General features: G+C 53.9%; 15 protein-coding genes. 10 read left to right on the top strand and 5 right to left on the bottom strand.

All coding sequences use genetic code 11. The annotated features are described in order from the left end of the window. The first annotated feature begins 389 nt into the window (after window positions 1-389). The gene (locus tag AC2FFE_RS18720; RefSeq protein WP_496847367.1) at window positions 390-578 is read left to right on the top strand and encodes a hypothetical protein; all 189 of its coding nucleotides are present in this window, start codon (window positions 390-392) and stop codon (window positions 576-578) included. 221 nt (window positions 579-799) lie between these two features. On the opposite strand, the gene AC2FFE_RS18715 is transcribed toward AC2FFE_RS18720, so the two are convergent. Continuing rightward, window positions 800-1,876 (bottom strand): hypothetical protein, encoded by a 1,077-nt coding sequence (locus AC2FFE_RS18715; RefSeq protein ID WP_496847366.1) that lies wholly within the window; start codon window positions 1,874-1,876, stop codon window positions 800-802. A gap of 199 nt (window positions 1,877-2,075) precedes the next feature. On the opposite strand from AC2FFE_RS18715, the gene AC2FFE_RS18710 reads away from it, so the two are divergent. From AC2FFE_RS18710 to AC2FFE_RS18690, 5 genes are all read left to right on the top strand, one after another. Next, entirely contained in the window at window positions 2,076-2,699 is a 624-nt protein-coding gene (locus AC2FFE_RS18710) for a PepSY domain-containing protein (RefSeq protein ID WP_496847365.1), read from the top strand. Window positions 2,700-2,736: 37 nt separating this feature from the next. After that, window positions 2,737-3,396: a response regulator transcription factor gene (locus tag AC2FFE_RS18705; protein ID WP_496847364.1), complete on the top strand. Its 660-nt coding sequence runs from the start codon at window positions 2,737-2,739 to the stop codon at window positions 3,394-3,396. Further along, window positions 3,396-4,724 carry a sensor histidine kinase gene (locus AC2FFE_RS18700; RefSeq protein ID WP_496847363.1) on the top strand — a complete coding sequence of 443 codons (1,329 nt, stop codon included), beginning with the start codon at window positions 3,396-3,398 and terminating at the stop codon, window positions 4,722-4,724. The genes AC2FFE_RS18705 and AC2FFE_RS18700 overlap by 1 nt, the downstream gene beginning before the upstream one ends. A gap of 343 nt (window positions 4,725-5,067) precedes the next feature. Continuing rightward, entirely contained in the window at window positions 5,068-5,331 is a 264-nt protein-coding gene (locus tag AC2FFE_RS18695) for a hypothetical protein (RefSeq protein ID WP_496847362.1), read from the top strand. After that, window positions 5,312-5,764 carry a Shedu anti-phage system protein SduA domain-containing protein gene (locus AC2FFE_RS18690; protein WP_496847361.1) on the top strand — a complete coding sequence of 151 codons (453 nt, stop codon included), beginning with the start codon at window positions 5,312-5,314 and terminating at the stop codon, window positions 5,762-5,764. The genes AC2FFE_RS18695 and AC2FFE_RS18690 overlap by 20 nt, the downstream gene beginning before the upstream one ends. Before the next feature lie 671 nt (window positions 5,765-6,435). Here the strand turns inward: AC2FFE_RS18690 and AC2FFE_RS18685 are convergent. Further along, entirely contained in the window at window positions 6,436-7,281 is an 846-nt protein-coding gene (locus AC2FFE_RS18685; RefSeq protein WP_496820510.1) for an SDR family oxidoreductase, read from the bottom strand. A 101-nt stretch (window positions 7,282-7,382) separates the two neighbouring features. On the opposite strand from AC2FFE_RS18685, the gene AC2FFE_RS18680 reads away from it, so the two are divergent. Beyond that, on the top strand, window positions 7,383-7,772 hold the full coding sequence (locus AC2FFE_RS18680; protein WP_496820509.1) for a winged helix-turn-helix transcriptional regulator: 390 nt from the start codon (window positions 7,383-7,385) through the stop codon (window positions 7,770-7,772). Between the two features lie 1,252 nt (window positions 7,773-9,024). Here the strand turns inward: AC2FFE_RS18680 and AC2FFE_RS18675 are convergent. Beyond that, on the bottom strand, window positions 9,025-9,969 hold the full coding sequence (locus AC2FFE_RS18675; protein ID WP_496847360.1) for a hydrogen peroxide-inducible genes activator: 945 nt from the start codon (window positions 9,967-9,969) through the stop codon (window positions 9,025-9,027). A 96-nt stretch (window positions 9,970-10,065) separates the two neighbouring features. Between AC2FFE_RS18675 and AC2FFE_RS18670 the strand changes: the two genes are divergently transcribed. Next, the gene (locus AC2FFE_RS18670; protein ID WP_496821218.1) at window positions 10,066-11,526 is read left to right on the top strand and encodes a catalase; all 1,461 of its coding nucleotides are present in this window, start codon (window positions 10,066-10,068) and stop codon (window positions 11,524-11,526) included. A gap of 169 nt (window positions 11,527-11,695) precedes the next feature. On the opposite strand, the gene AC2FFE_RS18665 is transcribed toward AC2FFE_RS18670, so the two are convergent. Continuing rightward, window positions 11,696-12,220 (bottom strand): redoxin domain-containing protein, encoded by a 525-nt coding sequence (locus AC2FFE_RS18665; RefSeq protein WP_496821217.1) that lies wholly within the window; start codon window positions 12,218-12,220, stop codon window positions 11,696-11,698. Window positions 12,221-12,277: 57 nt separating this feature from the next. Beyond that, window positions 12,278-13,027, bottom strand: coding sequence for a hypothetical protein (locus AC2FFE_RS18660; RefSeq protein WP_496847359.1), 750 nt, complete (start codon window positions 13,025-13,027; stop codon window positions 12,278-12,280). An 86-nt stretch (window positions 13,028-13,113) separates the two neighbouring features. Here AC2FFE_RS18660 and AC2FFE_RS18655 point away from each other — a divergent pair, with 86 nt between their 5' ends. Continuing rightward, window positions 13,114-13,659 carry a MarR family winged helix-turn-helix transcriptional regulator gene (locus tag AC2FFE_RS18655; protein WP_496821215.1) on the top strand — a complete coding sequence of 182 codons (546 nt, stop codon included), beginning with the start codon at window positions 13,114-13,116 and terminating at the stop codon, window positions 13,657-13,659. Further along, window positions 13,656-14,354: an MOSC domain-containing protein gene (locus tag AC2FFE_RS18650; protein ID WP_496847358.1), complete on the top strand. Its 699-nt coding sequence runs from the start codon at window positions 13,656-13,658 to the stop codon at window positions 14,352-14,354. The genes AC2FFE_RS18655 and AC2FFE_RS18650 overlap by 4 nt, the downstream gene beginning before the upstream one ends. The last annotated feature ends 347 nt before the right edge of the window (window positions 14,355-14,701 follow it).

Here is a 14,701-nt window from a genome sequence, read left to right as displayed (position 1 = left end):
GCAACCGGCGCAGTCTGAATGGCAGATAGTGTTGCTGCGATTACTAACGTTGTTTTCATCTTTGGGGCCTCATTTGGCTTCAAATTCTAAGTATGCTTCCAGTCCCGGTTTGCCTAACCCATAGGCGGAGACTGGCTTGCGGCTAGCATCTTCTGATCTGATGCGATGGTTCGTTTGATGCGTCATCCCCACCTAGCGACCTTCCAAACCCTCACGTTAAAAGGTGGCAATCGAACGGTCGCGCGACCAGAATTCATCTGTTTTTGTTCCGTAAACAACATTAACTGAACATGAACAGTATATTATCGGTGCGTTCAACCACGCTGAGTCATAGTCCCGGCACTGGATCGAACGACATGTGTATCGTTTGACGTAACAAGGGGAACAACATGGTCAAGCCTGCCTTTGTGACTAAAGACAGTGACAAACCAGCTGCAATGCAGACCTCCAGCAAAGCTGCCGACGAGCGTCTGCAAACCTTGATCAATTCGAGCAATGGCCGCTTCCCTCCTATCGAAAATGCACTAACCGAAATCACCAAAAACATGCGGCTCTCCGAGGCTCGTCAGGACGCCTGAAGGCAGATCAGTTGACCCCCCCGAACAATTCTCGATATTCACCCTAAACATCAGAATTGTCCCCCGATCCCACCCCATCATTTGGGGTGGGATTTGTTTTGGACGGGTGACATTATCAACAGAAGACGAGTTTCAGCTTCGAAAATCGTCAAAACATCCATGGACGCGCCTGCGGCCGGCACGCCCAAAGTGTAGATCAACAAGGGCCTAAAGGCTTCGGATTACAATCCCAAAAGGGCTTTGACCTGTTCTTCTACGGCGTCAGTTACAGGCTTGTTGGCCGCCGCTTCCAAGGCTTCGCGCTCTGCCAAGTCCTGTTCTTCAACAAGCTCTGTCAATTCTTCCACCTCTTCGACCGCGTCATTGTAATCGATGGCAGACTGTCTTTCGTCGTCCAAGTCTTGCGCTTCATCAATTGAGGCATCCAAAGCGGCCTGAGCCTCTTCAAGCTGCGCTTCGATATCGGGATCTGTTCCGCCTGCATCAGCCAAGGCCTGTTCTAGCTCTTGTACTTTGTCCCGGTTTTCTTGAACTTCAGAAAGCGCAGTTTCCAGATCATCTTCGATATCTTGCAATGGGCGCTCTGGCGGCTCCAGCCCTGCCAGAACCTCTAACTGTTCCACCAAATCTTCACGCAGGGGCTCACCGGCCAACACCGTGTCTCGGTAGGTGGCTATTCTGCCAACGCGCGAATTCGGCGCAGCATTGGCCAGTGCAGTGGGGCTGGCGTTGGCCGCATTCAGCGCGCCCAGTTCCGATGGATGGGCACCAAGCAACGCGGCCATACGATTGCCCTTGGCACGAGATACGGGGCGCTTTGACTCGTCCACAATGACAGTCTGCGCTGCGGATTTTGGTGCCTTGGTCTTACGGGTCCCGTGCGTTTTGTTAGCACCCGTCGCGGCGGCTTCTGTTTTACGCGCTTTCTTTTTCCCACTGAACAGGTCTTTCAGAGAGAACCCACCGCCTTTTTTCTGACCAACCCCGGCAGAGCGAGACTTTGTTTTTCCTGCTCTGGATTTTCCGGCCTTGCTTCCGCTGGCGTCCCTGCCAACCGCGCTGTGATCTCCGCCAGATCCCTTCGCCCCGTTGCCGTTCCCACCGCCATTACCGTTGCCGTTTCCACCACCGTTGCCATTGCCGTTTCCGCCGCCGTTACCACCACCATTGCCGTTGCCATTGCCTTGCTTGGCATAGGCAAAATCAGGAGCTGCAACAGTGGTCACAATGGCTGTCGAACCCAAAAGGGCAATCGCTATTGTCGAGGCTTTCAACAGTCCGCACTTGGTGATGTTCATCTCAATCTCCTAAAAAACTCACAGCAACAGCTATCGAAAAACTGAACCTAGACGCCGTGTTCTGGCCGTTTGATCCATGTTCGAATCAACAAGGCTGGACTTCATTTAACTTGAGCGCCCTTGAACGCAGGGCTAACTGCTTGTTCATCGCCGGTTCACATCCGGCCTTGTAGTCTTGGCCCAAGAGTAAGAGGGTTCCATGCAGACCAAAACTTTATTGTTGGTTGCAGCGTTGCTGAGCGCCTTGTCCGAAGGACAAGCGGCGGCCGATGCGCGCGAACTCAAACAGTCTGAACTGCGTATGGCAACTCTGTCGGGAAGCGCAATCCGGTTGAAACGCGTCATCAAAGGTGTGGAAAAAGCCATCGGTGGGACCCCCGTTGATGCACGCGCATTCCAAGCCGACAAGATTTACTATCGCATTCTGGTCAAGAAGCCGGGCGGAAAGATCGTCAGCGTGATTGTGAATGCCCAAACCGGCACCGTCGTGTCGAATAACTCAAGTGTCGGACGCGAAATCTCTGAAGCCGCACGCTCCACAGCCTCCAAGTCCAAAAGCAGTATTGGTCAAAGCGCCTCTGCGACTCGCGGGAACAGCACTAGCCGTGGCAACAGCAATGGCGGCGGAAATGGTAACGGCAATGGCGGCGGAAATGGTAACGGCAATGGCGGCGGCAATGGCGGCGGCAATGGCGGCGGCAATGGCGGTGGTAACGGCGGTGGTAACGGCGGCGGCAATGGCGGTGGTAACGGCGGCGGCAATGGCGGTGGTAACGGCGGCGGCAATGGCGGTGGTAACGGCAATGGCGGCGGTAAGAAATAGCGTGAAGCTGACCGCGTTTTAGATATAGTCTCCGAATATGCGAATTCTCCTTGCTGAAGATGAACCCCAGCTTTGTGAACAAGTCAAAAAGCTGTTGAGCTCCGAAGGCCGCGTGGTCGACGTGGCAACCAATGGTACGGATGCCCTGCATCTGGGGTCGACTGAACCTTATGACATGATCATCCTCGACATCGGCCTGCCCGAACGCGACGGTATCTCGGTCCTGCGGGAATGGCGTAACGCGGGCGTCAAAATCCCGGTCTTGATCCTGACTGCCAGAGATGGTTGGAGCGAACGTGTCGACGGACTAGACGCCGGCGCGGATGACTATATGACCAAGCCATTTCACATGCCTGAGTTGGCCGCGCGGGTACGTGCAATCTTGCGACGCCAAAGCGGTCAGTTGAACCCCGTGATAGAAATGGGGGATGTCTCCCTGGATACACGAAACGGTCGGGTCAGTGTTGGAGGCATTCCTGTCGATTTGACCGCACAGGAGATCGCTGTTTTGACCTATCTGGCCCACAACATCGGTCGTATGGTGTCACGCACTGAGTTGTCCGAACATATCTACGAGTACGACGGCGACCGAGACTCCAACACGATTGCAGTATTTGTGACCCGACTGCGCAAAAAACTTGGCTCCGATTTGATCACGACCGTCAGGGGGCGCGGTTACATGATCGATCCAGCCTGATGCTGTCATTGCGCCAACGGGCCTTAGTCGGAGGTATCGCCTCGGGTGCTTTGTCCGTGGGCGTTGGTACGTTGGTGGTGTTTTCTTACATAAATTCCCGCGTCCTGGATCAATTCGACGGAGCGTTGCAAGACCGGCACACCCAGCTTGTTGTTGGTCTCAGCGCCACCACGGATGACCCTGAAACCTTGCGACTGTTGGTGTTCGACCCGGCCTATAGCACGCCTTATTCGGGACGCTATTGGCAAGTAACTGACAGTGCCGGGGCCATCTACACGTCTGCTTCGCTTTTTGATGAAACGATTGCCGAGCCTCAAAGCGAAAGTGACGACACAACCGTTTGGAACACCATTGGTCCAGATGGTGAAGCCATTCGCAGCGTCTATCAAAAGATCACGTTCGAAGACGGAACAGAGTGGGGCGTAACTGTCGCCGAAAGCAGGAGCGAGCTGATCAACGAACGCAGCGCCGCACAAAGAAACCTGCTTCCGGTCTTCGGCCTGGTCGGTTTGATTGGAGTGGCCAGTTCTCTGTTGTTGATGTCCGCGATTGTCGGCCCCCTCAGGAAGTTGCGCGCCGATGTAGCTCATCGCTGGGATCAGGGCGATGATCTGCATCCCGAAGACTATCCGGACGAGGTTGCCCCACTTGTGGAAGATCTCAATCAACTGCTGCATCGAAATCGCGAAATAGTCTCAGGTTCGCGAAGGCAGGCGGCAGATCTGGCGCATGCACTCAAAACACCGGTAGCCATCTTGCGAAACGAATTGGCAGACCTGTCAGACTCCGGAGCACATACAGAGGCCGGTGACGAAGCCCTAACCCGAATTGACGCCCAGCTTAGCCGGTCTCTGGCGCGCATGCGTGCATCAAACACCGGAGAGTTGACGCATTCCAAAACCGACCTGTCGAATTCGGTCGCACGACTGTCCCGACTGTTCTCGGTCATGACAGAGCGCGAGGGTAAGACGCTTGTTTCTGATTGCGAGGCTGGGCTTCGTGTCCGAATGGACCCACAGGACATTGAGGAAGTGATCGGAAACCTCCTCGACAACGCCCTCAAGTGGAGCCGGACAACACTCCAAATCACTACGAAGCGAACGGAAAGCGGTATCGAGCTTTGCGTGGAAGATGACGGACCCGGTATTCCGGAGGGTGCCCGAGACGAAGTCCTAAGTTCAGGCAGTCGGTTGGATACTTCCGTAAAGGGAACAGGTTTGGGCCTGTCTATTTCCGTTGATTTGTTGGCAGCCTATGGTGGGAAACTAGAACTCACAACATCGAAACGCTTAGGTGGCTTGGCTTGTGAAGTGAAGATTATCGCGTGAGTAATTCGCACTGCTTTATTCCGTTGACCTTCACGGCGCATCTGCGTCAAAAAACCGAACCTCTGACCTTATGAAAAAAAAGAGCTTCGTGAGCAAAAAACGAGGCGTTCTTTAAGCGCGAATAGAAAGCTTCGGGCACGGTGTCTCCATCAGTTTTCTGAAGGAGACAGCCCGTGGGATCTTTCCAAGACATAAAAGTTGCTGGGTCAATCAAACCCAAAGAACACGCTGTCCAGGCAGATGGCGAAGAACCGACGGCGCCTCGCCACCGGACGACTGATAATCATCCACGCTGCTCGCGGCTTTGCGAGGAATGCCAATTCAATCCCACAAGGAGAAAAACATGAAAGACAGTGTCTTCTTTGAAACCACAACCGGAGCCAACGCCGAAGCCATTGAGTTTCTTGGTGAAGCGATCAGGGCGTTCAATATCTATCGGGGCGATCCGGTCGCGCTTGCTGATCAGGCTATCGAAGCATCGCCCACTTATGCCATGGCGCACATTTTGAAGGCTTATCTGTTTGGCCTCGCGACCGAACCGGAGGCCACGGCCGAAGCACGTGCGATCCTCACGACTGCACGCTCGCTTGCGGTTAATCGAGATTGAAACCTCCCACGAGATGCTTTTTACGAAAAAAGGAAACCCAGCAAAGCGTCTAGCTGGAGCGTTGAATCAACTCGAAGATTGGCGTATTGAAATTGATCGCCAGCCAAGCTTCTATGCCGGTGAGCTACTCAGAATGGCTCAAAACCTAGATGAGTATGAGAAATCAAACGGGCACTCTAGAGGAGTGCGTTTCGCATCTTCCGAAGAGATAAAAAGAATCTGGGATATGTTTGGGGGCGTTGAACAGTGCTTTTGGACCTACACGGCCATTCTTGGCAGATGGTCCAAGCTGAACGCGGAAGAAAAGGTACGAATTGTGCATCGGAACCAATCAGGCCCTGTGAAAATACACACTTTCGAACAACTTGCTCGAAACGCTAATTTTCGGCTTGAGCGCGACGATTGGCACAACGACTTGGATGACTGGAGTTAGCCCTCCCAAGTTTCTAGATCAGTGAAATTGGTTCGGCCCATCGGCCACAACGAAGGAATGTAGGCGGCATCATGATGTTTACCACACTTCATACGGTGTCTCTTACTTAGAAGCGCTCATCCGCGTTCGCCACGTGGCAGATCAGCAGGAACAGGCGCCTTCGGCGTCTGATCTGCAAATCAGCCCTGATTTTCCCAAAAGGAAGTCAGGATCAATGAAATCGGTTTAGGTGCTGGATGAAGGAAGTGAGGCGAAAATGGAAAGGTTCTGTCGCTGGTGGCAGAACTATGTGTCGCCTTACAAAGAGGTAAGTGGCGGACCGAGGAGCAACTATATATTTTTCGTAATTATTTGTTAAATATTAATAAAAAAATTAGCCATAATACCCATACCACTAAATATACCACACTGAACATAGAATCTGGCGTTTCAAAGCCTCAGGTTCGAGTATGACAGAACGACCGGTAAGACGTAATACAACAGACGCTCGCGCAAAGTGCAGCAAACGACTGCTTCGAGCCCTTCTTGACTGATACTGCACTGTCCGCAGGTGACCGGTGGTCGTCGAAAGCCGACATTGGTTGAAGCAAGGGAGGGAGCCCTTAAGTGCCGCGCAGAAAGCAACGCAAGAATTCGAGGCGGGGCGCGAATAGACGCCCCGCACAAAGGCTTTATCCGATGGCTGTGGCTACCGCCGAGGCGAGTGGCGTTGTCGGGCGCCCGATCAGGGTGGAAAGCTGCGTTCCTTCATCAAACAACGCGCCCTTAGACGCCTCGACGTCACAATGGGCAAGGAACCCAGCCAGTTCGGCAGGTAGGCCCGCGCCGGTGAGCGCTGCCGCATAGTCGGGCTCAGGCATATCGACATAAGGGATGTCCCTGCCCGCCTGGGCAGACAGCGTCGCGGCCAGATCGGTCAGGGTATAGCTGTCGTCACCGGAGAGCTCGTAGGTCTTGCCTTGAAGGCTCGTGTCCAGCAGGACAGCCGCAGCAGCGGCGGCGTAGTCCTGCCTCGTGGCTGAAGATATCCGGCCATCCCCGGCCGCACCGATTAATGCGTTGTGTTCCAGTGCCGCGGGCAGCCCCATGGTGTAGTTTTCCGTGTACCAACCGTTGCGCAGCACGGTATGGCCGATGCCAGAAGCGGCCAGAAGTTTTTCTGTCTCCACGTGTTCCAGCGCAAGGCCCAGCGTGCTGTTCGGTGCGTTCAGCATGCTCGTATAGACAATGTGCTTCACACCCGCAGCTTTGGCGGCTTCTATCACCGCTGCATGTTGAGGAACGCGGCGACCGATATCGCTGCCCGAGATCAGCAGCAGCGTCTCGACGCCTTCCAAAGACGCGGCGAGCGTTTCAGGGGCGTCGTAATCGAAAGCACGGACAGGCACGCCCAGATCGGCAGCCTTATCGGGATTGCGAGCCAAAGCAACGAGGCCCTCGGGCGCGGTTTTGGTTTTCAGGGTCTCGGCAACAAGGCGGCCAAGCTGGCCGGTGGCGCCGGTCACTGCGATTGTCATGACAGATCTCTCCATTTTTCTTTCCATGCGGCACAGCTAGGCCCTTTACTTACAAAAGGTAAGTACATACATTTTTGTTAGTATAAAATTTTGAGGTCGCCATGCCGAAACTCAGTGACGCCGTTCGTTCGGGCAAATTGATCGGGAACCTGCAAGCGCAGCAATGCCCGTCGCGCAGTATCCTCAAGCATGTCACAGGCCGCTGGGCTGTTCTGACGCTGATTGCGCTTCAGGGAAGGACGATCCGCTTTGCTGCGCTCAGGCGGACGATCGGCGGGGTCAGCGACCGGATGCTGACACAGACGCTTCAGACATTGGAAGCGGATGGCTTCGTGCATCGGCAGGACTTCAAGGTCGTGCCGCCCCATGTTGAATACAGCCTGACCCCGATGGGAGAAGAGGTCGCGCAACATGTGCGCGTGCTCGCAGACTGGATCGAAGACAACACCAGCAACATCCTGTCGACGCGGGAAGAGATCGCGGCAGAATAGTCGGACGCTATGGAGATCAAACAGGCGGCAATCATATGCGCCGTAAATGATAGCGCCGCCTATGCTGATTTTCGCGGCTGTCGCGACCCGCAAAAAGCGGCCTTTTAGATCAGAAATGGCAATGGCAGCAAAGTCCGCAAGGCCGCGATAGGTTGCCTGTATTCGAAGGGCTGCTTGGTGTTGGGCGTCCATCAAAGGAGACTTTCGGCTCCGGCGCGGCGAGGGTCTGGATTGAGCCCGGCTCGGTCATTGTAACTTCGTGCTGCAAACGCACGCAGCGGAAAAATCGCTGCATTTGCATCCATACTGATGCTACAACGCAGCGTAAGAACCAGTCATTCTTGTTCAGCGCAGCAATCACGGGGTTCGAATTCACGGGTCGCGGGACACAGCCGCCTTTTGCTCACGCCGCTTTTGCTGACGCAGAAACTCCTCGCGGGCGCGGCGCGCTATTTGTTGCATCGCAGAGGATTTCCCGATTGAGGTCATTCATCGGTGTAAAATTCAGCTAAATCCAAACCGCCTTTTCGCCGCAAGCCGGATCGATCATCGAGGAGCAGACAAACCTGACTTTTGCTCATGCCGCTTTTGCTGACGCAAAAAATGCTCGCATGTGCCGCGTGTAATTTATTGCGCCGCAACGGAATTCACGAATCCGGACGTCCAACCGAATTAAGAATTACAGATTTCAAACTCATTTTTCGCAGCAATCAGGATCAATCATTAAGGATCGGTGCTAAATGTACGTTGACTCTCATTGCTTCCTCCAATTCACAGAGAACGTCTTCTATGATGGCCAGATTGATCTAACTAATTCGATTATCGACTACCGTTTGAGCGCCCTAGATAAAGCGTTGCTGCAGAAGGCGACGCGGCGGCAAGCGAAAAATTTTTCAAAAAATCTGCCGCATGTCATGCAGTTGACGAAGGTAAGAAAAAAGTGGGCCCAACGATGTTTGGTGTTTGGGGCCGAGAAGCTGGCGCCGTTGAGGGCTACAAATACTCACCAGCGATGGGAGAAGCCGGGTTTGTTTGGGATAAAGAACACTTATCTGGGTTCCTAGCGTCTCCCAAAAAGTACCTGCCGGGCACGAAAATGTCCTTCCCCGGAATAAAAAACCGGAGCAAATCACAGACCTGCTGGCCTATCTGGAATCCTTGCAGTGACAGACCAACGGCGTTTCTTTGATGGCGTCTTGCGCGCTTGCCCTCAAAGAAACGCTAAATTGCCTTCTCCGTGGTTGGTCAGGCTCTAAGCTTTTCCGTTCAAATACCGCGCCATTTCCGGGGCAGCCATAAGGGTCTGAATGAAAGTCCCGAAATGTTCAAGCGATCCCGTGCGTGGGTCACTGTCGCGCCATGCCAGCCTGATAGAACGGCCAAACACCCCATCCGCAATGGGATGCGTTGTTGCTAGGCCGCCGAAACGGTCGGGGCCACTCACAGACAATGCCGGAAAAAGCGCGCAACCCTCTCCCAGCGCGACCATTTGCCGGAGCATCTCAAGACTGCTGGCCACTCTTTGTCCTGGTCGGTCAATCCGGTCGCAAAACGCAACGGTCTGATCCCGTAGACAGTGTTCTTGAGAAAGCAGAACGAGCTGTGAGGACAAAACCTTGGACCAACGAACCTTTTCATTGGGTTTGAGATCTACATCCTTGGGACAGGCAAAAACAAATGGTTCATGAAACAGCTCAAGCGCACTTAGTGCGGGCTGTTTCGGGTCAGTTGCGATCAGCGCAGCGTCCAGCGCCCGATTGGTGAGCATCTCTTCGAGAACATGCGTGGGCTCTTCGAACAGTGACAGCCTTAACTTGGGATAAGCGGCTTTGAGTGACTTGAGGATGAGCGGCAATAAGTAGGGACCAAGGGTCGGAAGTACACCAAACTTCAAATCACCTTCCAGATTGTCACTCAGGCTCAGCGACAATTCCAACAGCTCACGGGCCTCGGTCAGAAGGATTTCTGCTTTTTGCAAGACTATCCGGCCATTTTGCGTCAAAGAGACATGTCTGCCCTGACGTTCGAAAATCGAAAATCCAAGTCGGGCCTCTAGTTTCAATACCTGTTGGCTGATTGCAGGTTGTGAAACCCCACAGATATCAGCCGCCCGGCCAAAATGACCTTCTTCGGCAATGCTTTGAATGTACTCAAGATCTCTGAGTGAAAGACCGGCGACTGAGGTTCTTCTGGCCATGCATCACCGCTGATTATCGGTCGGATAATTTATATAAGTTGGAGTAATCTGGCCGTTTTCGGTTTTGTCCTGCCAATACCAACTCAGGAGATTGACATGATGAGTAAACCGAAACTGACCACCGCGTTTGGCGCGCCAGTGCCCAACAACCAAAACACTCTGACGGCGGGGCCACGTGGCCCTGCGCTGCTTCAGGATGTATGGTTTCTCGAGAAAATGGCTCATTTTGATCGCGAAGTGATCCCCGAACGCCGGATGCATGCCAAAGGGTCTGGCGCTTACGGTACATTCACAGTGACCCACGACATCACCCGCTATACACGCGCCAAATTGTTCTCTGATGTTGGCAAGAAGACGGATCTCTTCCTGCGTTTCTCGACCGTTGCAGGAGAACGCGGTGCGGCGGATGCGGAACGGGACATCCGAGGTTTTGCGGTAAAGTTCTACACTGAAGAGGGCAACTGGGACCTGGTTGGGAATAACACCCCTGTGTTTTTCCTTCGCGATCCGCTGAAGTTTCCCGATCTTAATCACGCTGTCAAACGTGATCCGCGGACCAACATGCGCAGTGCGGACAACAACTGGGACTTCTGGACCAGCCTTCCGGAAGCGTTGCTTCAGGTGACGATTGTTATGTCTGATCGCGGCATTCCCGCAACCTACCGGCACATGCACGGCTTTGGCAGCCACACGTTCAGTTTTATCAACTCGGATAACGAACGTTTTTGGGTCAAGTTCCATTTCAAAACCCAGCAAGGGATCAAAAACCTCACCGACGAAGAAGCCGCGCAGATCATCTCTGGTGACCGTGAAAGCCATCAGCGTGATCTTTACGATGCTATTGAAGACGGTGATTTTCCCAAATGGACGCTTTATGTCCAAGTCATGCCAGAGAAGGATGCGGGTACGTATCACCTTAACCCATTTGACCTCACCAAGGTATGGCCGCATGGGGACTATCCGTTGATTGAGGTTGGCGAACTGGAGTTGAACCGGAACCCCGAGAACTACTTTGCCGAGGTGGAACAGGCCGCCTTCGCGCCTTCCACAATTGTTCCTGGTATCAGCTTTTCGCCGGACAAGATGTTGCAGGGACGTCTGTTTTCCTATGGCGACACTCAGCGGTATCGGTTGGGTGTCAACCATTCCCAGATCCCGGTGAATGCGCCTCGTTGCCCGTATCATTCCTACCATCGTGATGGCGCGATGAGGGTCGACGGCAATGCCGGATCTCGGATTGGCTATGAACCCAACATGCATAGCGAATGGGCCGAGCAACCGGATTTCTCTGAACCACCTTTGTCCATCGAAGGTTCTGCGGATCATTGGAACCACCGCGAGGATGATGACTATTTCTCGCAGCCCGGTGATTTGTTCCGCCTGATGACGCCGGAGCAACAAAAAGTGTTGTTCGAAAACACCGCGCGCGCGATTGGAGCTGCAAGGAAGGAAATCCAGATCCGCCACATATCGAATTGCCTCAAGGCAGATCCCGCGTATAGCGCCGGCGTCGCAAAGGCTCTTGGTTTGAGCATCGAGCGTGACCCCCTTGAGTGAAATCAATTGGCAAGTTCCCGACTTTCGGGAACTTGCGCGATGCCGTGTGGCGTTCATGAACGAACGATGCATAGCGGTTTTGGGTTTCCTGTCGCTGTGGTCGCCAAAGCCGCGTTCTTGCGACCGCCAACGGCGGGTTTTGTTCCGATGTCCGGACACCATGGCCCGTTCAGACATTGCAGCGACCTGCTGTGTCTTCACTTTGACCGACAGTTACGGGGCCGCTTTTAGCCGATACGACGCCTCGTGTCAGAAGGCCGCCAATCTCTGATCCCAATTGCAGTTCAGAAACCTGGCCAAGGTGATGCGCAACGATCTGCCCCGCCTGATCCAACAGGACAAGGCTTGGTGTGCCGCGCATACCAAAGCGAGACATCGTGTTTGGCAATGATCCAGCGCCCTGTTTGTCCACGCCAACAGGGAAGGTGATGCGATACTCATGTAAGAAAGCCTTCAGAGACACCGGTGTCATAGCATCGTGATGTTCGAAAACAGTGTGCAGGCCAATCACGGCTACTTTTTCTTCAGGAAATATCTTCTGAATCGACTGTGCCAAGGGAATGCCGTGCAGGACGCATCCTGGGCATAACATTTGAAATGCCTCAATCACAACAACCCGTCCTTCTAACTCGCGTAAAGTCAGGGGTGTGTCTGTGTTGAACCATTCCGATACGTCTAATTCTGGTGTTTGCATAGTCTCGTCCTCTTTTGCGTGCAGCCGCCTTGGGTTTGGCGGCTGCACGCTCGAATATCAGTGAAGTTTGCCCGGCAGGTTCAGGTCGCCAGATGCGACGTCGAAGATATCTGTGACGCATAGCAAGGGCGCATGGATATTCGCGTTGACCCTCAAGGCTGATGTGACACCGTCATAAGCGACTCCATCCAGTTCCACGTCGCTGGCGAAGCCTGCGTTCACCACAATTTCGGGCCCGTCGAACAGCGGTGTAAACCCTGGGCTGTCCAGAAAGATCGGGAACCCAGGCCATGTCGCAGGTAGCTTGGGTGTGGAGCCTTCGGGGATGTCCCGTACGGCAAGCGCGACGGGTCCGCACGCTTCGGTCGGGGTCAACACAACCCAGTGGCTGTGCCATTCGATGCCGTCATTGGCCGGATCTCCGTCGCCGTTCTCATCAAAAAGCGGTGTGTCATCGAAATCTGGATGACTGGTTGCGGCCAATGCAAGGATTCCTGTGCCGGCTTCGAACCCAACGGCCGAAGGGTCCAATGACGTAGGCCAGACATATGACCAGACATCTGATCCACCGACCTCTCCGGTTGCCACCGGAACCGAGGCGCCAGCCGATCCATTCGTTGTCATGTGAAAAGTGACGGTGTTTCCATTGCGGTGCGCGTGTGCGGCCAGAATGTCAAAGTCCGCGACTTTACTGGCGTCTGCCGAAGATATGATGGCGCCATCTTGATGGATGGCATGGTTCCCATCAGCAAGAGCTGTGCTGCCGATGACCAAGACCAGAGTGGAAGTGAGTATTGAGAGTTTCATGTGTGCCTCCAAATGAAAGATAGCGAGTCGCTACTATAGTGAGAAATACATTGCAACTATAATTTCGAGTCGCTACTAAAAGCGTTATGAATACAGATCATCGCATTCGCACACTGATCAACCGTCTGGCCCGGATAGATTCTTCCGAAGGATGGGCGGGAGATTTGAACCCGACTCAGAGGATGGCGCTCGAGTACCTCGCTGAGGCGAACATGTTCTCGCGCTCGCCGTCGCATGTTGCAGAATACATCGGAACAACCCGTGGAACGATGTCACAGACGCTCAAAGCTTTGGCGCGAAAAGGCTATGTAGAAGAGCACCGCAAAGAACATGATCAGCGGTCGATCTCCTACGAACTCACCAAGGAAGGGGGCGAGATCGTTCGTCAGCCAAACCCAGTTGCTCAGGCAATTGGAGTTATGCCCTTAGAAAACCAAGCCATGCTTGAGCAGGGGCTGATGCAAAGCCTCAGTCTGGCTTTGGCCGCAAACGAAGGCCGATCGTTCGGCCAATGCAAATCCTGTGCCCATCATGATGTCACGACGGAAAACGGGTTTTGCAAATTGTTGGGTGTTTCATTGGAGCCCGGAGAAAAAGACAAGATCTGCATTGAGCACGAGGAAGCTAGATGAACCATCCTGAACTGTCGGCAAAAATCGACGGCATTTTTCTTGGATCCATCAGAGATCGCTGGGAAGGTAAACCACCTTCTGCTATTCAGAAAGACCGGGTGGGCGGGCGGCAAGCCATTACCTTGCTTGGATTTTCCGGGGACGCTCAGGCTGACCTGACCGTGCATGGAGGCGAAGACAAAGCCATCCATCATTATGATTTTGATCACTATTCGGCTTGGCAAGCAGAGGACCAAATGGCACCCGGCACAATGCCAGCGGCGTTTGGCGAGAACATTTCTACGACAGGATTGACCGAGGAAAACCTCTGCATCGGCGACATCCTGTTACTCGGGACGGCGGTAGTTCAAATTAGCCAGGGGCGGCAGCCGTGCTGGAAACTTGGGCTACATACGGGGCGCAAGGAAATGCCCTATCAGTTTCAGAAGACGGGCCGAACCGGATGGTACTATCGAGTACTCGAACCTGGCGAAGTTAGCGCCGGTGATCGGATCGCCTTGGCGGAAAGGCCAAATCCGAATTGGTCAGTATTGGCTGTTACACGCGCACGGCTGACTCGTCGTATTCTGCCGGAAGATGCCGAGGTTTTGTCTCAGATGGAAGAACTTGCTGAAGGTTGGCGACAAGCTTTTAGCCGAATGGCTGAAGGTAATGCCAAGGAGGATACATCGGCAAGGCTTGGAGGCTCAGGATAAGACACCCAACGCGCGTTCAGTCGTGACGTAGTTTCCTCGAGCTTAGCAACCTCCTCAACTCCGTGATGGTCAAACACCCGTACAGCGACGTTCATGGTTTATTATGACGCTGCAATTCATGCGGCGGTCGCGAAACCTGCCCTTCGAAATCCGGATCGACGAAGACCGCAATGGGCTCCCAAAGCAGCCATTCGCAAAGACACTTCGGTCGCCTACAAACTGCCCAAACCTGCCTTTCATCGTTTTGCTCTGATGATGCAAAGCGGCCCGCTAAACCGGATGGGGTGGATGGCTCCTGCTCCACCGGCGTCGCAATGCGCCATAATGCAGTTGTCTATCACTGCTAG

Source organism: Ruegeria sp. YTSA168 (genome assembly GCF_059610045.1).
Note: the sequence above shows the minus strand (reverse complement) of the source record. Positions and strands in the feature narration are given on the sequence as shown.